Raw genomic sequence first — 21,270 nt, forward strand, 5'->3', positions numbered from 1 at the left:
GTCAGCCGGCCCAGATCTCCCGGACGGCGCGCAGCGGGTCGCGCTCGACCCGCGCCTCCGCGCCCCACCGCATGGTGGCGCGGCCGTCGCGGTAGGGCGGCCAGGCCGGGTCGAGCTCCCGGACGAAGGCCACCCAGGCGGTGTGCACCGCGTCGGCGAGGGCCTGCGGGGGCCGGGCGCCGAGGGCCTCCTCGACGCCTTCGGCGGCCAGCGCGTCGAAGGCGAACGGCAGGTCGGTGCAGTGGTAGGCCTGACCGGCGCGGCCGGGGGCGCTGCCGGTCCACTCGAACTGGTAGAGCCAGGTGGGGCGCCCGAGAGCGACCCGGGCCTCGGCGAGGGCCAGCGCGGGGGCCCGGAAGAGCCAGTCGGTGAGCACCTCACCCGAACCGGCCCCCGGGTTCTCGGCGTGGAACCGGGCGGCGCGCTCCGGGTCCAGGCCGAGCGCGGCGAGCATCGCGTCCACCTCCGGGCCGCCCGGTGCGGCAGGCCCGGGCGCGGCGAACTCGTGCGCGGTGAAGCCGAGCAGCAGCGGCACCTCGGACTCGGCGACCGCCTCGGCCACCGGGCGGGTCACCAACTCGCCGTCCACGCACGGGGCGAGGGCCAGCAGCGAGTCGCCGTCGTCGCCCAGCGCGTCCTGGAGCGCGAGCAGCTGCTCGTCGCTCGCGTCCTGGAGGGCTTCGGCGGTGAGCACCGCTCCGGTGCGCTCGGCCAGCGTCCGGGCGACGGCCGGGGCGTCGGGTTCGAGCACCGCACCGGAGGCGGAGATCGCGGCGCGCAGCAGCCCGCGCGCCGCGGGCACCGCCAGCAGGGTCTGCACCGCGCCGCCGCCCGCCGACTGCCCGGCGACGGTGACCTTCGCGGGGTCGCCACCGAAGCCGGCGATGTTGTCGCGGACCCACTCCAGGGCGGCGACCCAGTCCCGCACGCCCCGGTTGTCGGGCGCGTCCGGCAGGTGCAGGAAACCCTCGACGCCGAGCCGGTAGCCGACCGTGACCAGCACCACGCCGTCCCGGTTGAACGCCGCGCCGTCGTACCAGGGGCTGGCGGCGCTGCCCGCGACGTAGCCGCCGCCGTGGATCCACACCAGCACCGGCAGGCCCGCCGACGGGTCGGCGGCGGGGGTGAAGACGTTCAGGTTGAGGGTGCCCGCGCCGGGGATCGTCGGCTCGGGGATGGTGGTGACCTCGGCGAACGGCCGCCGCTGCGCGGTCGGCCCGTACGCGGTGGCGTCGAGCACCCCGCTCCACGGCTCCGGCGCCACGGGCGCGGCGAACCGCAGCGCCCCGACGGGGGGTTGGGCGTACGGGATGCCGAGGAAGCACGCGCTCCCGTCGGCGCGGCGCTCGCCGCGCACCGGGCCGCTGCGGGTGGGGACGACGGTCATCTGTTCTGCTCCTGGACGGGTCACGGGGTGGGCCCCTGGTGTTCGACGTAGTGGCGGACGCGGTTGAGCTCGGCCGGATCGGCCGGGCGCGCGCCGTAGGTGCGGTCGGGGGTGACGGGGGTGACGGAGATCCGGTTGTCGCGCAGCAGCGCGGTGGCGTCGGCGTCCGGCACGGTCTCGGTGCAGCGGTCACCGGGCCGGTGCTCGCACCAGCCGAGGCCGATGGCGTAGGCGCCGCCGGTGGTCGGCTCGTAGGCGTGCCAGACCTCCCGGCCGTGGCCGACGGAGGTCCACCGGGCGGGCCCGGCGGGGCGGTCGGCGGTGATGTCCGGGTAGTCCACCTTGAGGGCGAACGTGCGGCTGAGCAGGTCGTGTCCGCGCAGGCCGGCGATCAGCCGGGCGGCGTAGTCGGCGGTGGCCCGGTAGTCCGCGGTCGGGAAGTACTCGCCGCTGTCGTCGCCGGTGGTGGAGAAGGCCAGCGCCGGAACGCCGTCGTCGACGGCGGCGAGCGCCGCGCCGACCGTGCCGGAGTCGTTGACCTGGGCGCTGACGTTGGCCCCGGAGTTGATGCCGGAGACCACCAGGTCGGGCCCGCCGGACCAGCCGGTCCGGTCCGCGAGGGCGGCCCGCAGGGCCAGGTGCACGGTGTCCACGGGGGTGGCGGAGGGGCTGCCGGGCCGGCACGCGTCGTCCAGGCAGACCCCGTACACGGCCCCGCCGGACGGGGCGGCGGCGCAGTCCGCGCCATACCCGGCGGGCAGCTCGCCGCGGCGGGCCAGCGCCAGCGTGCCGCTGTTGCTGACCGCGGTGCCCTTGCCGGACTGGACCTGCCAGGGCGCCATCACCACCACGTCCGCGCCGGCCGCGCACAGGGCGCGGCGCAGCTCGTACAGGCCGAGGCCGTCGGACTGCGAGGCCTTGGCGGCCCGCATCGAGTCGTCGTTGGTGAGCAGCACCCGCAGGCCCGCCAGCGGCCGGACGGCCGGTGCGGGGGCGTCGGGCGCGGCGGCGGCGGAACCGGTCACGGCCAGGGTGCAGGCGGCGGTGGCGGCGGCGAGCAGGCGGCGGGCGGTGCGTCTCACGTGAGGTTTCCTCTCTGTCCGCGGGTCACAGGTCGAGCCCGTGGCCGAACGCGAAGACCGGGTCGGCGGTGTCGTTGGGCACGTCGGGGCGGGAGGCCGCCACGGCGGCCATCGAGCGCGGCAGTTCGAACGGCAGGCGGCCCTCGGGGCGGGCCCGGCCGAACACCACGTCGAGCAGGGCGTCGTCCTGCGCGCCGTAGTCGGCGACCAGGGCGTGCGCGCGCTCGGCGATCTCGGGGAGCACGGCCGGCCGTTCCAGGTTGATCAGCACGACGGTCGGCACGGCGTCCAGGACGGCGAGGATCCGGGCGAGTTCGTCCGCCGGGAAGTCCAGGTGCCCGGAGTGGAACAGCGACTCGAAGCGGTTCGGGCGCTGCTCGTACGGCGTGTACAGGCGCAGCACGGCGAGGTCGGCCTCGGCCGGGTCCTGGACGGCCCGGCCGTACCGGGCGACGACGGCCGCGTCCAGGCCCTCGGTGTAGAGGCGGGGCGCCGGACGGGTGACGGGCAGGGTGGCGTCGCGGTTGACCAGGACGGTCAGCGAGCGGCGCTGCGCCGCGGCCCCCTCGGCGCGGAACTCCGGGTTGCCGACGATCAGTTCGGCGGCGTCGGGGTCCACGTACCGCCGCTCGTCGAACAGGCCGAGGACGAACTTCTCCCGCAGCAGCCGTCGCACCGAGGTGTCGAGCCGCGCCTCGGTGATCCGCCCGTCGTGCAGCAGGGCGAGCAGCAGTTCGGGGCACTCCTCGCCGCCGAACTGGTCGACGCCGGCGTCGAGCGCCTTGGCGGCGCGTTCGGCCGGGGTGAGGTGTTCGACGCCCCAGGCGCGGGCGCGGTGCGGCTCGCCGAAGATCTCGTCGTCGTTGAGCAGGCCCCAGTCGGTGCACACGATGCCCTGGAAGCCGAGCTCTTCGCGCAGCAGGCCGGTGACCACGTCGCGGTTGAAGCCGAATCCGACCTCCTCCCAGTCGGTGCCGATCGGCTGCCCGTAGTAGGGCATCATCTGGGCGGCTCCGGCCGCGACGGCGGCCCGGAACGGGGCGAGGTGCAGTTCGCGCATCCCGCCGGGGTAGACCTGTTCCTTGCCGTGCGGGAAGTGCGGGTCCTCGCCGTCCTTCTGCGGCCCGCCGCCGGGGAAGTGCTTGACCATGGCGGCCACGCTGTCCGGGCCGAGCCGCTCGCCCTGGAGGCCGCGGATGTACGCCTCGGCGAGTTCGGCGGTGAGGGCGGCGTCGGAGCCGAAGGTGCCGGTCTGCCGCGACCAGCGCGGTTCGGTGGCGAGGTCGAGCTGAGGGTGCAGGGCGACCCGCAGGCCGACGGCGAGGTACTCGCGGCGGGCGATGTCGGCGAAGCGGTGCACCAGTTCGGGGTCGCGGACGGCGGCCAGGCCGATCGGCTCGGGCCAGGCGGAGAACGCGCCGGCCCGGATCGAGGCGCCGATGTTGGCGGTGAAGGAGTGGCGGGGGTCGGTGGAGAGGGTGACCGGGATGCCGAGCCGGGTGCCGTGGGCGATCTCCTGGACGGCGTTGTGCCATTCGGCGATCCGGCGCGGCTCGGCGGTGCCCACCAGGTTGAAGTGGCTCAGGCCCTGGTCCCGGATCAGGCCGGTGGTGTCGGCGGGGAAGTCGCTGTCGTCGCCGTCCTCCACGGGCCGGCCGTCGGCGTGCATCGGCAGCATGGTGTGGAACATCAGGCCGGCCTTCTCCTGCGGCGTCATCCGGCCGAGCAGGTCCTCGACGCGTTCGTCCACCGGCCGGGCGGGGTCCTGGTAAGGGAGGGGGGTCTGGTGCATGGTGTTTCTCCGAGTGCCGGGGGGGGTGAGGGTGGGGGCGAGGGGCGGTCAGCGGACGCCGCGGATCGGGACGACGGCGAGCGCGCCGCCCAGGATGATCAGGGCGCCGGCCAGGTAGAGCGCGTCGTAGCCGGCCAGGCTGACCACCGCGGAGGCGACCAGCGGGGCGAGGATCTGCGGGCCGGCGTTGGCGATGTTCAGCACTCCCAGGTCGCGGGCGGCGTCGGCGGCGCTCGGCAGCACCTGGGTGACCAGGGCGGTGTCCACGGCCATGTAGCAGCCGAACGCGATCCCGGCGAGCACGGTGTACAGCAGGATGCCGGTCCAGGTGGGCATCAGGACGGGGACGGCCATGGTGGCGGAGGCCAGCACGCAGGAGATGGCGATCAGCGGCTTGCGGCGGCCGAGCCGGTCGGACAGCCAGCCGCCGAGGACGGTGGCGGCGAGCGTGGAGACCGCGTCCACCGGGGCGAGGTAGGTCTGGGCGCCGGGGGCGTCCATGCCGTCGGGGAGCCGGATGTGGTCCTGCAGGATGTAGAACTGGAACAGCGAGACGGCGAAGAAGCCGAGCATCATCAGGAACCGGCCGATGAACGCCCAGCGGAAGTCGGCGACCTTCAAGGTCTCGGCGAACGCGGCGAGTTGGCGGCGCAGCGGGACGGGTTCGGTCTTCGTCGGGCGCTCTTCGCGGACCAGTGCGGTGAACAGCACGGCGGCCAGCGCCATGACGGCGCCGATCAGCAGGTAGCCGGTGTCGAGCGAGTCGGGGACGAAGTGGGCGGCGAGCAGGATGCCGACCACCGAGCCGATCGGGGTGCCGATGCCGACCATCGCGGAGGCCACTCCGCGGCGTTCGGCGGGCACCCGGTCGGGAACCACGGCGGTGATGGCGGCCTGGAAGCAGTTCATGGTGGCCTGCACCAGGCACCAGACCAGGGTGACCAGCAGGATGGTGCGGACCTGGCCGAGCAGGGCCAGCGCGCCGAAGGAGGCGAGGCCGCCGCCGAGGATCCACGGGTTGCGGCGACCGGAGCGGTCGGAGAGCAGCCCGGCGAGCGGGTTGAACAGGGTGGCGAACACGGCGGCGATGCCGGAGACCAGGCCGAGGCTGCCGACCTTGCCGTCCGGGTCGAGCAGTTCGATCTGGGCGGGCAGCAGGACGCCACCCACCCCGAGGTAGACCAGGTACAGCGCGGAGTTGCCGAGGGTGAGCATCGGCAGCAGCGCCCGGCCGGCGCCGGTGGCTCTCGGGTGGTCGACGGCGTCGTCGGCGGTGGTCATGACCGGCCTCCTGGGGTGGCCACGGTCCCGTGCGGCGGGAGGGTGAAGGGTGGGGGTGCCCCGCACGCGGTGCGGCACGGCGAACGGGCGGCACGTCAGGTGGCCGTCCGGCCCGATCGGGCACGGCGGCGGGGCCGGACCAGCAAAGCACGAAAACCGAGTGGTCAGTAGGTATTCATTTTGTGACCTGGGTCACATCGGGTGGGGCTCCGTGGAGGGTTGGCTAAGGTGGCAGCCATGGACGTGAAGCACGAGCCGGCCCGCCGCGGCAGCTACGCGGTCGGCGACGAGCGCCGCACCCGCATTCTGGACACCGCCGTCGCGCACTTCGCCCAACTCGGCTTCCGCGGCACCTCGCTGGCCCGGATCGCCAAGGACGCCGGGCTGACCCAGGGCGGCCTGCTGCACCACTTCCGCACCAAGGAGGCGCTGCTGGTCTCGGTGCTGGAGGCCAGTGACGAGCACGACATCGAGCGGTTCTTCGCCGAGGAGTGCGCGAGCGTCGCCGAGTGGTTCCACCGCCTGGTCGACCTGGCCGCGTACAACGCCCGCCGGCCCGAACGCACCCGGATGTTCAACGCCCTGGCCGGCGAGTCCGGCGACCCGGAGCACCCGGCGCACGCCTTCTTCGCCCGCCGCTACCGTGCCCTGTCCGCCGACGCCGCGCAGTCGCTGCACCGCGGCGTGGACAGCGGGGAGCTGCGCGCCGACACGGACTGCCCCGCCCTGGCGCGCGAACTGCTCGCCGTGATGGACGGGTTGCAGCTCCAGTGGGTGCTCGACCCGCAGGCGGTGGACATGCCCGCGCACCTGCGCCGCTACCTCGACCGGCTGTACCGCGCCCTGTCGAGCACCGGCGCGCCGCTGCCGGGCGCCTGACGGCCCGGGGCGCGGCCCCCGGGCGTGCACCCTCCGGGGTGGGCCGGAACCAGGATTCGAGCACTGTGAGGCTCCGGATCTTTCCGAAGTCCCGTTCCCCTTCGCGCAGTTCCCCGCGCCCCTGGTTCCGCACCCACTCGCGTCCCTGCTCCGTCAGGCCGGTGCGGACTCTTCGGCGGTGAGCCTGCGGCGGTCCTCGGCGATCCGGTCCGGGTCCCAGCCGCGGTGCGGCACCGAGTCCAGCAGCAGCCTGGTGTACGCGTGCGCAGGGTCCGTCAGCACCTGCCCGGTGGGGCCGGATTCGACCACCCGGCCGTGCCGGAGCACCACGACCCGCTCGGTGAGGTGGCGCACCACCGCCAGGTCGTGGCTGACGAACAGCAGCGCGATGCCGCTCTCGCGGCGGATCCCGGCGAGCAGGTCGAGGATCTGCGCCTGGATCGACACGTCGAGTGCGGCGACCGCCTCGTCCAGCACCAGCACCTTCGGCCGGGCGGCCAGCGCCCGGGCGACGGCGACACGTTGGCGCTGGCCGCCGGACAGGGCGCGGGGCAGCGCGGCGGCCTCGCGGGGGCCGAGCCCGACCTGGTCGAGCAGTTCCGCGACGCGGGTGTCGGACCGCCCGCCGCCGTGCAGGCGCAGCACCTCCCGGACGGCCTCGCCGACCGGGATGCGCGGGTCGAGCGACAGGTACGGGTCCTGGAACACCAGTTGGACGCCGCGGGCGTGCGCCAGCCGGGCGGCCCGGCCGCGCGGGCGGACCAGCCGGTCCGCGCCGTCGAGGTGGACGGTGCCGCCGTCGGGCCGTTCCAGGCCGACCAGCATCCGGGCGGTGGTGCTCTTGCCGCAGCCCGATTCGCCGACCACGCCGAGCGCGCCGCCCGGCTCCAGCGCGAAGGACACTCCGTCGACCGCCCACCGGTCGGCGAAACGTTTGCGCAGCCCGTGCACGACGAGTCCAGTGGTCACGGCAGGATCCCTTCGTCGGCGCGCAGGCAGGCGGCCAGGCCGTCGCCGTACGGGAGCAGCGCGGGTTTCTCGGTGCGGCAGCGGGGTTCGGCCAGCGCGCAGCGGTCGGCGAAGGCACACCCGGTGGGGGCCTCGGCGAGCGACAGCGGCCGGCCGGGGACGGGCCGCGGCGGTGGCGCACCCGGTTCGATCCGGGGCGTGCAGGCGACCAGCCCGGCGGTGTAGGGGTGCCGCGGGCGGGCGAACAGCTCCTCGGTGCGGCGGGTCTCGACGATCCGTCCGGCGTACATGACGTAGATGCGGTCGCAGACGGCGGCGGCGAGTTCCAGGTCGTGGGTGACGAACAGCATCCCGGTGCCGCGCCGCCGCTGCAGCCTGGTGAGGACGGAGATCACCTCGGCCTGGGTGGTGACGTCCAGCGCGGTGGTGGGCTCGTCGGCGAGCAGCAGTTCGGGCTCTCCGGCGAGCGCGGCGGCGATCACCACGCGTTGCAGCATGCCGCCGGAGAACTCGTGGGGGCGGCGGTGCAGGGCGGCGGCCGGGTCGGGGATGCCGACCGCGGCGAGCAGTTCCTCGGCGCGGGCGCGGGCGGCGCCCGCCGGGGTGCCGGCCGCGCGCAGGCCCTCGGTGAGGAAGTCGCCGATCCGGTGCAGCGGGTTGACGGCGGCGCGCGGGTCCTGGAACACCATGGCGACCCGGCGTCTGCGCACCTCGCGCAGCGCGGCCGCGTCCAGGGTGAGCACGTCGCGTCCGCCGACCAGGACCCGGCCGGTGGCGGTGGCCTTCTCGGGCAGCAGGCCGAGGACGGTGCGGCAGGCGACGGATTTGCCGGAGCCGGATTCGCCGACCAGTCCGACGGTCTCCCCGGCGTCGACGTGCAGGCCGACGCCGTCGAGCAGCGGGCGGGCGGCGCGGCCGCCGGGGAGTGCGACGGTCAGGGCGTCGAACTCCAGCAGGTGCGGGGCTGTCATGTCAGTTCTCCCGTCGGGCGAGCCGGTCGGCGATGCCCTCGCCGACGATCCCGAAGGCGACCACGGCCAGCACCAGGCACCCGGAGGGCGCGAGGGCGGGCATCATGGCGCCCTGCTGGAGGGCGGACTCGCCTTCGTTGATCATCGCGCCCCAGTCGGCGGCGGGCGGTTGGACGCCGAAGCCGAGGAAGGAGAGCGCGGCGAGGTCCATCAGCGCGTAGCCGAAGTTGATCGCGGACTGGGCGAGGACGGTCGGGGCGAGGTTGGGCAGCAGGTGGCGCAGGCAGATGCTCCACCCGGACCAGCCCTGCACCCGGTAGGACTCCAGGTAGGGCCGGGCCTTCTCCTGCTGGGCCAGCCCGCGCACCAGGCGTCCGACGTACGGCGTGTAGGCCACCGCCATGGCGATCACGGGTGCGGTCATGCCCGGTCCGGAGACGGTGACGAACATGACGGCGAGCAGCAGACCGGGGACGGCGAACACCAGGTCGAGCGAGCGCGAGAGCAGCATGTCGGCCCAGCCGCCGCACCAGCCGGCGACCGTACCGAGCAGCGCGCCGGCGGCGGTCGACAGGGCGATCACCAGCAGCGGCCCGAGCAGTCCGGTGCGGGCGCCGTACAGCAGCCGGGACAGCACGTCGCGGCCGGACTGGTCGGTGCCGAGCAGGTGGTCGACGCTGGAGCCGGCCAGCGGGTTGCGCAGGTCGACGGCGTTCGGATCGTGCGGAGCGAGCACCGGGGCGAGCAGGGCGACCAGCACCAGCAGGACCAGCAGCGCCGCGGAAGCGGTGAACAGCGGCCCGCCGCCCAGCGAGCGCAGCCGGCGCAGCAGCGGCCGGCGGACCGGTGCGGTCAGTGCGGCGGTGGTCATGCGGCGCCTCCCCGGGCGGTGCGCGGATCGACCAGCGGCCCGAGCAGGTCGACGCCGAGGTTGACCAGTCCGAAGCCGAGCACCGTCAGCAGGGTGACGGCCTGGACCACGGGCAGGTCCTTGGCGGTGACGGACTGCACCAGCAGCGAGCCGACGCCGGTGGTGTTGAAGGCGGTCTCCACGATCGAGGTGGACACCAGCAGCCCGGCCAGCGTGGTGCCGCCGACGGTGACGATCGGGCCGAGCGCGCCGCGCAGCACGTGGCGGCGGATCACCTGCCGCTCCGGCACCCCGCGGGAGCGGGCCACCTCGACGTGGTCGCGGCCGAGTTCGTCCAGCATCGCGGAGCGGGTGACCCGGGCCAGCAGGCCGGCCAGCGTGACGGCGAGCGCGAAGGCGGGCAGGGTCAGGTGGTACAGCCGGTCGCCGAGGCCGCCGCCCTGCGAGCCCGGTCCGGGGAACCAGTGGAGCTGGACGGCGAACAGCGACACCAGGCCGATCGCGCTGACGAACGGCGGGGTGGCGGTGGCGACACCGGTGCCGAGCAGCACCAGCCGGTCGACCGGGCCGGGTCGCAGCGCGGCGAGCGCGCCGAGCGACACGCCGCCGACGCACACCAGGACGGCCGCGTAGCCGATCAGCAGCCCGGTACCGGGCAGTCGGGAGGCGATCAACTCGCCGACGTCCTGCCGGAATTGCACGGACCGGCCGAAGTCGCCGTGCAGCGCGCCGCCCAGCCACTTGCCGTACTGCACCAGGAACGGGTCGTCGAGGTGGTACTGGGCGGCGATCGCGGCCCGCGCCTCGGGGGTGGCCGGGTGGCCCTTGAGCAGGAAGGACACCGGGTCCCCGGGGGCGAGGTGCACGGCGCTGAAGACCAGGAAGGAGGTCGCCAGCAGCACCGCGGCCAGCGCGAGGACCCGGCCGAACAGGTAGCGGGCCATCAGCGGGCGGCGCCGATCGTCGCGGCCCACGGGTAGTACAGCTGGGCGATGCCGGCGGGCGCGCCGGTGATCCGGCTGCCGAGGAACACCGAGAACGGGGCCTCGTACAGCGGGATGCTGGGCAGTTCGCGCACCGCGATCTGCTGGAGCCGGGCGGTGAGGTCGGCGCGGGCGGCCGGGTCGGTGGTACCGACGGCCTGGTCGAACAGGCTGTCGTACTCGGGGTCGGACCAGCCGGCGTAGTTGGCGAAGTCGCCGGTGCGCAGCGACTGGTAGAACTCCAGCGGGTCGGGGGTGTTGTCGTAGCCGTTGGTGACCACCAGGTCGATGCCGGCCCGGGCGCCGGGGTCGGTGAACAGGGCGGTGTAGGCGTCGGGCGCGACCGGCCGCAGTTCGACGTCGAGGCCGATCTCGCGTCCGGCGGCCTGCACGGCGTTGCCGACGACGCTGATCTCCGGGGCCAGCGAGCTGGTCGCCATCACCAGGTGCTTGCCGCCGGCCCCGGCCTCCGCGATCAGCTGCTTGGCCTTGGCCACGTCCTGGACGGGGTCGGGCAGTTGGGAGAAGTACCCGGCGGTGCGCTCCGGGGCGAGCCCCCAGGCGTCGCGCGCCGCGGGCGCCTTGGCGGGGACGCCGACGCCGCCCGCCGCGGACTTGATCAGGCCGGGCCGGTCGATGGCCAGCGACAGCGCCTGCCGGACCTTCAGGTCCCGCAGGGTGCCCTGCAGGTCGAGCACCGCGAGGTCGGCGGCGGCGGTGTTCGGGCCGAAGTACACCTTGCCCTTGTCGGTGCCGCCCAGTTGGGCCAGGGAGGCGGAGGGCACCATGTAGCCGCCGTCCACGGCGCCGGACAGCCAGCCGTTGGCGCGGGCCGCCGAGTCGCCGATGAACACGAACTTGACCTTGTCGGCCTTCGGCGTGAGCGCGGTGTCCCAGTAGTCGGGGTTCTTGCGCAGCGTGATGCTGTCGCCCTGGGTCCAGCGGTCGATCGCGTAGGGGCCGGTGCAGTCGACGCCGCCGGACGGGCTGCCGTAGTCCTTGCCGGCCTTCTCCAGGTACGCGGCGCTCTCCACGGTGCCGGGCGAGGCGGCGAGCAGTTCGTTGAGCAGCGCGTCCGGCTTGCTGAGGGTGATGGTCACCTGCATCGGCCCGGTCTTGCTGACGGCGACCACGTTCTTGAACGCGGTGCCCCAGGCGGAGCCGGTGGCGGGCAGCAGGTGCCGGGTGAGCGAGGCCACCACGTCGTCGGCGGTCATCGTCGAGCCGTCGTGGAACTTCACGCCCTCGCGCAGGGTGTAGACCCAGGTCCGCGGGTCGGGGTTGGTGAAGCCGGTGGCCAGCCCGGGTTCGATCTTCATGTCCGGGGTGACCCGCAGCAGTTGCTCGCAGACGTTGGCGAGCACGGTGTTCGGCGGGTAGTCGTAGGCGAGCGCGTAGTCGAGGCTCTGCGGCTCCGCGTACAGCGACCAGGTGAACGAGGCGACGGCGCCTTTGCCCGGTGGGGTGAGCGCCGTGGTGGCGAAGCCCGTCCCGTCGGCGGAGGCGGGCGGACCCGGTTTGACGGTGGCGCCCGAACAGGCCGTCAGCAGCAGCGCGCCGGCGGCGAGCAGGGCGATGGTTCCGGAGGCAGATCTGGGGGAGCGCGGCAGAAGGCGCACGGAAGAACCCACCCCTTTCCGAGTCGTGGGGGCTGTGGGTGCTGTGGAGTATTGATGCGGGAACGTTCCCGCACAAGGAGTTTCGGGAGTGCGGTTTCGTCACGGCGCGGAAGGCCCGCCGCTGCCCGAGGGGGTGACGGACCGTCACCGGTGCTGGCAGCATCGGCCCATGAGCGTCGCGCGGCCCGCCGAGGGCCCCCTTCCCCGTGTCCGGCTGGTCGACGTGGCCCGCGAGTCCGGCCTGTCCAAGACCACCGTCTCCGCCGCGCTGAACGGCACCGGCCGGATGTCCGAGGAGGTGCGCCGCCGGGCCCGCGAGACGGCCCGCCGGCTGGGCTACCGGCCCAACGCCACCGCCCGGCTGCTGCGCGCCGGGCACGCCCGGCTGATCGGCTACGCGGTCGGCGAGTTCGCGGGCGAGCCCGGCACGTACCTGACCTCCCCGTACTTCGCCCGGCTGACCAGCGCCACCACCGCGGCCGCCCTGGAGCACGGCTACGCGCTCGTCCTGCTGCCCTCCCGGTGCGGCCCCGAGGAGTGGGCGGACCTGCCGCTGGACGCCGCCATCGTCGCCGACCCGGTCGACCGCGACCCGCTGGTCGAGGACTTCCTCGCGGCCCGGATCCCGCTGTTCACCGACCGCTCCGTGGAGGGCCGCCCCGGCGCGCACTGGGTGGACGTGGACACCGAGGGGGCCGTGCGCGAGGTCCTCGACCACCTGTACGCGCAGGGTGCCCGGCGAATCGCGCTGGTCCTCCCCGGCACCGTCATCCGCTTCCACCGGGCGGCCTCCGACACCCACCGCCGCTGGTGCGACGAGCGCGGACTGACGGCCCGCCAGGCCCGCACCGACGGGGCCGGCGACGGCCCGGTGATCACCGCCGTCGAGGCCGTGCTGTCCGGGCCCGAGCCGCCGGACGCGCTGTTCGTGCTGGCCGAGGCCGGCCCGCCGCTGGTGCTGGAGGCGGTGCGCCGCGCGGGCCTCGCCGTGCCCGAGCAGCTGCTGCTGGTGTGCGCCAGCGAGGAGTCCTCCGCCGAGCACACCCGGCCGGCCGTCAGCACGCTCAGCCTGCAGCCCGCCGCGGTCGCCGAGAAGGGCATCGAGCTGCTGATCGCCGCCCTGGAGAGCGGCAGCCGCGAGAGCACCGGCGCCCTGGTGCCCACCCGGCTGGAGATCCGCGCCTCCTCGCTGCGACGCTCCCCGGGCCCTTACGACAACACGGTTGACCTTGGTGGGCCGGGAACGGTCTGATGACGGCATCCGGGCCCCGCACCCCCGCTCCGGGGCCCGGCGTCCCCCTGCACCGCCGAAGGAGCGCCGCCATGGCCGACCCCGTCCACGCCCTCCGGGACGCCCAGCCCGTACCGTTCTGGCTGGACTCCCCCGACCGGCCCGCGGCCGAACCCGCCCTGGTCGGCCAGACCCGCTGCGACCTGCTGGTGGTCGGCGGCGGCTACAGCGGACTGTGGACCGCGCTGATCGCCAAGGAGCGCGACCCGTCGCTGGACGTGCTGCTGATCGAGGGCCGCGAAGCCGGCTGGGCCGCCTCCGGCCGCAACGGCGGCTTCTGCGAGGCCAGCCTCACCCACGGCCTGGCCAACGGCCACCAGCGCTGGCCCGGCGAACTCGCCGTCCTGGAACGCCTCGGGCAGAGCAACCTCGACGCCATGCAGGAGACCGTCCGCCGCCACAACATCGACTGCGACTGGCGGCGCAGCGGCGCCCTCAATGTCGCCACCGAGCCCCACCAGGTGGACGAGCTGCGGGAGTTCGCCGAGCTCGCGGCCCGCTACGGCAGCCACCTCGACGTCCTCGACCAGGACGCCGTGCGCGCCGAGATCGACTCCCCCACCTTCCTCGGCGGCCTCTGGGACCGCGACGGCGTCGCCATGCTCGACCCGGCCCGCCTCGCCTGGGGCCTCAAGCGCGCCTGCCTCGACCTCGGCGTCCGCATCCACGAGCACACGCCCGCCACCGCCCTCGCCGACACCCCCGGCGGCCTGGCCGTCCGCACCCCCTACGGCCGGATCACCGCCCGCCGCGCCGCGCTCGCCACCAACGCCTTCCCGTCGCTGCTGCGCCGCCACCGGCCGTACACCGTCCCGGTCTACGACTACGCGCTGATGACCGAACCGCTGACGGACGCCCAACTCGCCTCCGTCGGCTGGCAGAACCGGCAGGGCTGGTCCGACAGCGCCAACCACTTCCACTACGTGCGGCTGTCCGCCGACAACCGGATCCTGTTCGGCGGCTACGACGTCGTCCACCAGTACCGCGGCCGGGTCAGCGCCGAGCGCGACCAGCGGCCGGAGACCTTCGCGACCCTGGCCCGCCACTTCTTCCGGACCTTCCCGCAGTTGGCGGGCCTGCGCTTCACCCACGCCTGGGGCGGCGCGATCGACACCTGCACCCGGTTCTCGGCCTTCTTCGACCTGTCCCACCGCGGGAAGGTCGCCTACGCCGCCGGGTTCACCGGTCTCGGCGTCGGCGCCACCCGGTTCGGCGCCGAAGTGATGCTCGACCTGCTCGCCGGGGAGCGCACCGAGCGCACCGCGCTGGAGATGGTCCGCCGCAAGCCGCTGCCGTTCCCGCCGGAGCCGGTCCGCTCGGTCGGCATCGGCATCACCCAGTGGGCCCTCACCCGGGCCGACGCCAACGCCGGGCACCGCAATCTGTGGCTGCGCACCCTCGACCGTTTCGGCCTGGGCTTCGACAGCTGAACGCTCCGGGAGGGCGGCGCAAGGGCCGCCCTCCCGGAGCGGGGCGTCAGCCGGGGATCCGCCGGATCCCGTTGCCCGCCGCCGAAACCTGCAGCGGGTCGGAGACGGACTTGACGGTCATGCTCGGGAACTGCCCGCCGTAGCCGACGGTGTTGAGCGCGACCACCCGGTAGCTGTACGAGTTCGTCGCCGCGGACGTCATGTCGACGAAGGTGCGGCTCTGATGGATGTTGGGCTGGTCGAGCGGCGAGGCGATCGTCCCGACGTCGGTCCAGTTCGTGCCGTCGGTGGAGCGCTGGACGGTGAACGAGGTCTCGGTGATCGAGTTGTCCTGCCACTGGAGCTGGACCTTGGCGTTGCTGCCCTGGCCGACCACGGCGGCGCTCAGTCCGTCGGGTTTGGCCGGGGGCAGGGCGAGCGATTCGGGCCGCATCATGTCCATCTCCTCGTGGCTGAGGATGTGGCAGTGGATGACGTACTCCCAGCCGAAGTTGACCAGTTGGTTGGTGATGGCGTTGGTCGGGTTGCCCTGCGGGTCGGTGTTGTTGAACATCGAGGTGTCACCGGCGGGCATCGCCGGGTCCAACAGCCGTACCGAGTTGGGTACTTCGAAGGGCACGGTGGGCACCACGGGTCGCAGCGCGACGATGGTGTCCTCCAGTGGGCTCATCCGTACGGTGTCCTTCCAGCCGAGTTCGTTGGCGTCCGGCCGGATGATGATGTTGTCCCAGGTCACCCGGTTGAGCACTTGGACGTCGTAGAGGTGGAAGTGGATCGGATGGGTGTCGACGCCGTTGTGGGTGAACCGCCAGATCTGGGTGCCGTCGGCGGCGTTTCCGATCGGGGTGACCTTGACGTCTCCTCTTGGTAGCGAGGTGCCGTCGATCAGTTCGGTCTGTGGGTTGATGTAGGGGTACAGGGTGACGTTCTGGGCTCCTGGGGTGGGTGGTTGGGCTTCGACGCCGAGGGTGGCCTGCATGCGGCCGTAGGCGTCGAAGGTGGTGGCGTTCATCTCGTCGTGGATGGCCTTGGGTTGGAGTGGCAGGGTGGTTTTCGACGTCGGCGCTTTGAGCGTGTTGAAGTTGAACGCCGTGGTGTCGTTGACCCGGACCAGTCCGTCGCAGTTGTTCTGCGTCGAGTTCGCGGTGTTGCAGTTGCTGCCGGCGGAGAAGCTGGTGCCGTAGGCCGAGTTGTAGGCCGCCTGGCCGACGATCACCGGGTGCTGGCCGGATTCGAAGACGCCGGAGCCGTCCGCGTGGTGGCGGAAGGCGGCCTGGAGCTTCGACAGGTTGAACGCGGGGGCGGGGGCGGTGTTGGCGACGGTCACCTGCATGACGGTGCGGGTGTTGGGGCCGTAGCCGGGCATGATCTTCGGGGCGCCGGCCGGGGCGAGGTCGGGGGCGCCGGTGTAGTAGTCGTAGGAGGCGACCCGGGCGGGGTACGCGGCGGGCGCGTCGTTGTAGAGGATCAGGGTCTTGCCCGCGAACTTCGCGAAGTCGACCAGCACGTCGGCCCGTTCGGCGGGGGCGAGGGTCAGGGAGTGCTTGTCCACGTTGCCCACGTCGAAGCGGGTGGGGTCGGTGATCCAGGTGGTCGGCTGCTGTCCGTCGATGACGGCGGGGGCGGGCAGGAAGCCGCCCTCGCTGGCGATCTGGATCCAGCTCGGCCCGGCGGCCGCGTTGTGCGCGTCCTTCGGAGTGGGCGACACGTTGGGGTCGGTCTGGGCGGCCTTCAACTCATCGGGGTTGAGGGCGACTTCGGTGGTGCCGTCACCCTGGTTCGGGTCGGCGGTGTACCACTGGAAGTTGAAGAACCGGTCGTTGGCGGCGTTGAGCATCCGCATCCGGTAGGTCTTCGGCTGGACGGTCAGCTTCGGGTAGGCGACGCCGTTGACGATGGGGGTGTCGTTGAACTGCTCCATGCCCATGGAGATGTTCGGGGTGCCGGGGATCTGTTCCGGCTCGCAGTAGGGCGCGGCCTGGTACTGCCAGGTGGTCGGGTCGTCCAGCTTGCAGTGCGGGTCGTGGTACGGGTTGGGAATCGGCCCGTACGTGGTGTTGCCGGCCGGCGGCCAGAACCACGGCCCGTACATCCAGCGCCCGTAGGAGCTCATGCCGCTGGAGTCGCCGGGGTTCTGCGCGGGCATGTAGACGTGGTGGTACCAGAAGCTGCCCTTTCCGCCCCAGCGTTTGGCGTCCCAGGTCGGGTCCTGGCCGTAGGTGACCCGGTCGCCGCCCGCGTCGAACTGGTCCTTGAGCTGGGTGTCGTCGGGCACGAAGGTGCGGTCCTGGACCAGCAGCGGAATGGTTGACGCGGCGTCGGGGATGGTGCCGCTGCTGATCAGCGCCTTCTCGGTGTCGTCGGTGATGGTGTAGCCGGCCGCTTCGCCCGCGTACACGTTCAGGCGGGTGATGCCGTAGGAGTGGTCGTGGTAGAACATCAGCCGCGCGCTCTGCTGGTTCGTGTAGTAGAACGTCGAGCAGCCGTCGTCGGCGGCGGCGCACAGGGTCGCGCCGGAGCCGTCCACCATGTCGGGCACGTTCTGCACGCCGACGCCCTGCGGCCAGTCGGTGTGCTCGCCCGCGGGGGTGATCCACTGGTGCGGGGTGCCGTCGCTGATCCACGGGGTGATGCCGCCGTGCAGGTGCAGGTTGGCCCGGTTGTCCGTGTAGCAGCCGGACTTGGCGTTGGTGCAGGGCGGGTTGCGCACCTCGTCGGTGACGGTGGAGCTGTTGCCGGGGGCGGGCATCGTCATCGGGCCCATGCCGGCGCCCATTCCGGTGCTGTCGGACGGCAGGAACAGGTCTCCGGCGGCGCCGGTGGGCAGCAGGTTGCGGAACACCACCCGCACCGGCCGGTCCTTGGTGGCGGCGATCAGCGGGCCCATCCACTGCGGTGCGGCGACGCCGGTGTACGGCAGTTGCTGCCGGGTGCCGTCCATCAGCTCGTTGTACAGCGGGACCTTGCGGCCGGGCACCGCGTCGGTGGAGAGCTGGACGTAGCCGCGCACCAGGGTGGGCGGCAGGTCGGAGGAGAACCGGGTGCGGTACTGCACCAGGGCGATGACGTACTGGTCGGCCTGCTTGCCGCCGGTGGTGACGGTCTCCGGCACCGCCTCGGGGATGAACTTGGCCGCCGGGTCGGTGCTCGGGTCGGTCAGCTGCTGCACGTCCGGGCAGCCGGTGCCGTTCGCACCCGGGTTGCAGGTGACGGGCAGCTTGTCCTGGAACTTCTTGATGCCGGGCGTCAGGTAGCCGGCGCCGGGGCTGGTGACGCTGATCGAGCTGATCGCGCCGAGGTTGGTCACGGCGCTCGCCGTGGCCCCCGAACCGCCGTGGCCGGTGGGGTCGGTGACGGCGACGTCGGGCGTCGAGGCGTAGCCGGAGCCGGGCGTGTCGACGGTGAGCGTCAGCAGCTTCAGGCCGCTGGCGGCGGCGGCCGGGGTGGCGCCGGCGATCGGATCGGCGAGGGTGCCGTTGCGGATGGTGACGCCGGGCGCGGCGGTGTAGCCGCTGCCGGGGTCGTCGACGATCACCTTGGCGACGCCGCCGCCCGGGGTCAGGTCGGCCGGGTCGACGTGGCCCTTGGCCACCGTGCCGTCCGGCTGGGCGGGCAGGTCGAAGTCGACGGTCGGCATGGTGTAGCCCGCGCCGCTGTCGGTGACGTTCACGGCCGCCACGCCGCCGGACGCGGTGGCCGCGGCGCCGCTGCCGCCGCCGCCGGTGACGGCGACCTCGAAGCCGCCGTAGCCGCTGCCGCCCGCGCCGACCTTGTAGTCGACCACGCTGCGGGTCTGCTGGATGGCGGCGGTGGCGGTGGCGGCCGTGGTGCCGCCCTCGACGGTGACGGTGGTCGCGCCCTCGGCGTAGCCGTGGCCGGGCGTGGTCACCTCGATGCTCGCGATGCCACCGGTGCGCGGGTCGACGGTGGCGGTGGCCTCCGCGCCGCCGCCGCCGCCGGCCAGCGCGACCTGCGCGCCGAAGGAGTACGTCCGGTCCTGCGTGGCGTAGCGCTCCCAGCCGGGCGCGCCGACGGTGAGGGTGGCGTCCTTGGCGGGGGCGACTCCGGTCGCCGGGCTGGTGCTGTTGTCCGCGCCGGCCGGGTACACCAGGGTGTCGGCCGGGTGCTCGACGCCGGTGTCGACGGGGACGCCCTCGCCGTAGAAGGCGATCAGGTCGCCGGCCTGGACGGGCGTGTCCGGCATGTCGTACGTGGTGATCTCGCCGCCTGCGGTGCCCGCCGCGGGCACCGTGCGCAGTCCGCTGTCGGCGACCACCGTGTACGTGTCGGCGGTGCCGGTCGGGCGCAGCACGTAGCCGTGGAACAGGCCGCCCTCGGAGCTGCTGGGGCTGTTGCCCGGGGTGGTCTGGTTCCAGCTGCGGAAGTTCTTGAGGGTGCCGGCGGGCAGCGGGGTGCTCGTCAGGATGACGAACACCGGCCCGAGTTGGCCCTTCGGGGTGGCGTAGTCGGTGGCGTAGGCCCGGGCGGTCAGCGGGTTGCCCACGGCCACGGTGGTGACGTTGCTGCTGATGTGGACCTTGGCCCGGGACGTCGTGAGCGGGCTGTTCGCCCAGTTCGGCCAGGGGCCGAAGTAGTGCGGGACCTTGCTCTGGTCGGTCGGCCCGGACGGGCCGGCGGCGGCCGCCTGCTGGGTCTGGGCCGGGGGCAGTCCGAGCAGGGCCGCGACCACGGCCCAGACGCCGGCCATCGCGACGAGGTGCCGCCGCTTGCGGCCTGGCGGCCTCGTTGTCTGGCGCGTGAACACGCCTTTTCTCCTTCCGTCGGCACCCGGCCGCCGTCGCGCGGGTCCGTCCCTTCCGGCTCGGCGGGAGCGGCGGGTGCCACGGGGGTGTGCGGGCCGCGTCGCCGGCCGGCCACGAGCGGCGGCGGATGCGGCCCCAGTGTGGGGACGGCCGCCGGGTGGGCCGGGGAAGATGACATTCCTGTCATGAAGCCGTCATGACGGCACATCAGCTCCGCAGCGCACACACAAAGTGCGATAATCATCCGCAACTTGGGCGCGATTGCCGCCCAGCGGGCGGGGGAGGCAGTACCGAGCATGGCACGACTGCTGGTCGTCGAGGACGAAGCCCGCCTGCGGGCCTACCTGACCCGCACCCTGAGCGCGGACGGCCACCTCGTCCACGGCGCCGCCACCGGCCCCGAAGCCGTCCAGCGCCTGCGCGACCAGGCGTACGACCTGGCCGTGCTCGACCTGATGCTGCCCGGCTTCGACGGCTTCGAAGTGATGCGCCAGACCTTCGAACTACGCCCCGAACAACGCGTGTTGGTACTGTCCGCCGTGGTCGACGTGGCCACCCGGGTGCGCTGCCTGCGGATCGGCGCCGTCGACTTCCTCGGCAAACCCTTCGCCACCGCCGAACTGGTCGAACGCGTCCGCTCCCGGCTGCGCACCGCCCCCGCCGGCGCACCCCAGCGCTGGCTGCGGGTCGGCGACGTCGCGCTCGACCTCGAACGGCAGGCGCTCGGCATCGACGGGCGCCAGATCCCGCTCTCGCACCGGGAGTTCATGCTGCTCGGCCACCTGATGCGGCAGGCCGGACAGGTGTGCAGCCGGCACGAACTGCTGGCCGGCGTCTGGGGCTACAGCGACGACCTGGCCAGCAACGTGGTCGACGTGACGGTCCGCCGGATCCGCGGCAAGGCGCCGCGGCCGATCATCGAAACGGTGCGCAACGTCGGGTACGCGTTCAGTGCCTGCTGACCGCACCGCGCGGGATCGCGCTCTCTTCGCGGGCTGGGTGCTGTTCGTCGCCTGCACCCAACTCGTGCTGCTGGTCGCGCCCGAGCTGGAGACGGTGGCGTTCCACCTGGTGTGGATCAGCATGTCCATCGTCTACGGCTTCCAGGCCTGGTCCACCCGCCGGACGGCCGTAGTGCTCACCACCGTCGCCCTGGTCACCGGCGGCACCATGGCCGGGTACGCCGCACACGGCCACCTCGGCTGGGACGAACTCGCCGAAGTCCCGCTGATGGCACTAGTGTTCCTCGCCATGGCCTGGCACGTCCGCCGCCGCGCCGCCGCCCTCGCCGAGGTCCGCGCCGCCGCCGAACGGGAGCGCCGCGCCCAGCAGGACAAGGAACTGTTCGTCCGCACCTGCTCGCACGAGATGCGCACCCCGATCACCGTCGCCCGCTGCTACGCCGAACTCGTCCAGGGCGAACTGCCCGCCGGGGCCGGGCGGGAGGACCTCGACGTGGTCCTCGACGAACTCGACAAGCTCGCCCGCCTGTCCGGCCGGCTGCTGGTCCTCGCCGACGCCTACCACCCCGCCGAACCCGAGCACGGCCCCGTCGACCTCGACGCCCTGGTGCACCGCACCGTCCAGCGCTGGCGGCCCGCGACCGACCGCCACTGGCACCTGGACGCGCCCGCCGTCCGCATCGAGGGCGACGAATCCCGCCTGGAGGCCGCCCTCGACGCCCTGGTCGAGAACGCCGTCAAGTACACCGCCCCCGGCGACGCCATCACCCTGCGCTGCCGCACCGGCCGGGACGGCGCCGAACTCGACGTCGAGGACACCGGCGTCGGCTTCGCCCACTCCCCCGCCACCGGCCTGTCCGGCACCGGCCTGGGCCTGGCCATCGTCCGCGCTGTCCTCGACGCGCACGCCGGCGACCTCACCATCTCCCCCGCCCCGCACGGCGGTTCCCTGCTCCGCCTGCGCTTCCCCGGCTGAGCGGCCGCCGGGCA

At 73.6% G+C, this 21,270-nt stretch carries 15 protein-coding genes; 5 read left to right on the plus strand and 10 right to left on the minus strand.

Going from position 1 to position 21,270, the window contains the following annotated elements:
• Window position 1: 1 nt before the first annotated feature.
• Genes ACFYS8_RS19560 through ACFYS8_RS19575 form a run of 4 tightly spaced genes read right to left on the minus strand, consistent with a single transcriptional unit; the run spans window position 2 to window position 5,542 of the window.
• A complete protein-coding gene (locus ACFYS8_RS19560; RefSeq protein ID WP_387642755.1) occupies window positions 2-1,387 on the minus strand; it encodes a carboxylesterase/lipase family protein in 1,386 nt (461 codons plus the stop codon).
• Window positions 1,388-1,407: 20 nt separating this feature from the next.
• Window positions 1,408-2,469 carry a 5'/3'-nucleotidase SurE gene (surE, locus tag ACFYS8_RS19565; protein WP_387642756.1) on the minus strand — a complete coding sequence of 354 codons (1,062 nt, stop codon included), beginning with the start codon at window positions 2,467-2,469 and terminating at the stop codon, window positions 1,408-1,410.
• Window positions 2,470-2,494: 25 nt separating this feature from the next.
• Entirely contained in the window at window positions 2,495-4,261 is a 1,767-nt protein-coding gene (locus tag ACFYS8_RS19570; protein ID WP_387642757.1) for a glycoside hydrolase family 3 protein, read from the minus strand.
• Between the two features lie 48 nt (window positions 4,262-4,309).
• The gene (locus ACFYS8_RS19575) at window positions 4,310-5,542 is read right to left on the minus strand and encodes an MFS transporter (RefSeq protein ID WP_387642758.1); all 1,233 of its coding nucleotides are present in this window, start codon (window positions 5,540-5,542) and stop codon (window positions 4,310-4,312) included.
• A gap of 237 nt (window positions 5,543-5,779) precedes the next feature.
• Between ACFYS8_RS19575 and ACFYS8_RS19580 the strand changes: the two genes are divergently transcribed.
• Window positions 5,780-6,421: a TetR/AcrR family transcriptional regulator gene (locus ACFYS8_RS19580; RefSeq protein ID WP_387642759.1), complete on the plus strand. Its 642-nt coding sequence runs from the start codon at window positions 5,780-5,782 to the stop codon at window positions 6,419-6,421.
• A 153-nt stretch (window positions 6,422-6,574) separates the two neighbouring features.
• Here ACFYS8_RS19580 and ACFYS8_RS19585 read toward each other — a convergent pair whose 3' ends face one another.
• The 5 genes from ACFYS8_RS19585 to ACFYS8_RS19605 are packed head-to-tail and all read right to left on the minus strand — an operon-like array spanning window position 6,575 to window position 11,834.
• The gene (locus ACFYS8_RS19585; RefSeq protein ID WP_387642760.1) at window positions 6,575-7,390 is read right to left on the minus strand and encodes an ABC transporter ATP-binding protein; all 816 of its coding nucleotides are present in this window, start codon (window positions 7,388-7,390) and stop codon (window positions 6,575-6,577) included.
• Complete coding sequence (locus ACFYS8_RS19590) at window positions 7,387-8,361, minus strand: ABC transporter ATP-binding protein (RefSeq protein WP_387642761.1); 975 nt, start codon at window positions 8,359-8,361, stop codon at window positions 7,387-7,389. Before ACFYS8_RS19590 ends, ACFYS8_RS19585 begins: the two co-directional genes overlap by 4 nt.
• Window position 8,362: 1 nt before the next feature.
• Window positions 8,363-9,232 (minus strand): ABC transporter permease, encoded by an 870-nt coding sequence (locus ACFYS8_RS19595; RefSeq protein WP_387642762.1) that lies wholly within the window; start codon window positions 9,230-9,232, stop codon window positions 8,363-8,365.
• Window positions 9,229-10,176 (minus strand): ABC transporter permease, encoded by a 948-nt coding sequence (locus ACFYS8_RS19600; RefSeq protein WP_387643033.1) that lies wholly within the window; start codon window positions 10,174-10,176, stop codon window positions 9,229-9,231. Before ACFYS8_RS19600 ends, ACFYS8_RS19595 begins: the two co-directional genes overlap by 4 nt.
• Window positions 10,176-11,834: an ABC transporter substrate-binding protein gene (locus ACFYS8_RS19605; protein ID WP_387642763.1), complete on the minus strand. Its 1,659-nt coding sequence runs from the start codon at window positions 11,832-11,834 to the stop codon at window positions 10,176-10,178. Before ACFYS8_RS19605 ends, ACFYS8_RS19600 begins: the two co-directional genes overlap by 1 nt.
• Before the next feature lie 169 nt (window positions 11,835-12,003).
• Here ACFYS8_RS19605 and ACFYS8_RS19610 point away from each other — a divergent pair, with 169 nt between their 5' ends.
• Both ACFYS8_RS19610 and ACFYS8_RS19615 read left to right on the plus strand, forming a co-directional pair.
• The gene (locus ACFYS8_RS19610) at window positions 12,004-13,086 is read left to right on the plus strand and encodes a LacI family DNA-binding transcriptional regulator (RefSeq protein ID WP_387642764.1); all 1,083 of its coding nucleotides are present in this window, start codon (window positions 12,004-12,006) and stop codon (window positions 13,084-13,086) included.
• Between the two features lie 71 nt (window positions 13,087-13,157).
• Entirely contained in the window at window positions 13,158-14,555 is a 1,398-nt protein-coding gene (locus ACFYS8_RS19615) for an NAD(P)/FAD-dependent oxidoreductase (protein ID WP_387642765.1), read from the plus strand.
• A 46-nt stretch (window positions 14,556-14,601) separates the two neighbouring features.
• On the opposite strand, the gene ACFYS8_RS19620 is transcribed toward ACFYS8_RS19615, so the two are convergent.
• Window positions 14,602-19,320 carry a multicopper oxidase domain-containing protein gene (locus tag ACFYS8_RS19620; RefSeq protein WP_387642766.1) on the minus strand — a complete coding sequence of 1,573 codons (4,719 nt, stop codon included), beginning with the start codon at window positions 19,318-19,320 and terminating at the stop codon, window positions 14,602-14,604.
• Between the two features lie 294 nt (window positions 19,321-19,614).
• Between ACFYS8_RS19620 and ACFYS8_RS19625 the strand changes: the two genes are divergently transcribed.
• Entirely contained in the window at window positions 19,615-20,280 is a 666-nt protein-coding gene (locus ACFYS8_RS19625) for a response regulator transcription factor (protein ID WP_387642767.1), read from the plus strand.
• Window positions 20,270-21,256 (plus strand): sensor histidine kinase, encoded by a 987-nt coding sequence (locus ACFYS8_RS19630; RefSeq protein WP_387642768.1) that lies wholly within the window; start codon window positions 20,270-20,272, stop codon window positions 21,254-21,256. Before ACFYS8_RS19625 ends, ACFYS8_RS19630 begins: the two co-directional genes overlap by 11 nt.
• Window positions 21,257-21,270 lie beyond the last annotated feature (14 nt).

The sequence above is a fragment of the Kitasatospora sp. NPDC004615 genome (assembly GCF_042873545.1).
In the GTDB taxonomy this organism is placed as follows: domain Bacteria; phylum Actinomycetota; class Actinomycetes; order Streptomycetales; family Streptomycetaceae; genus Kitasatospora.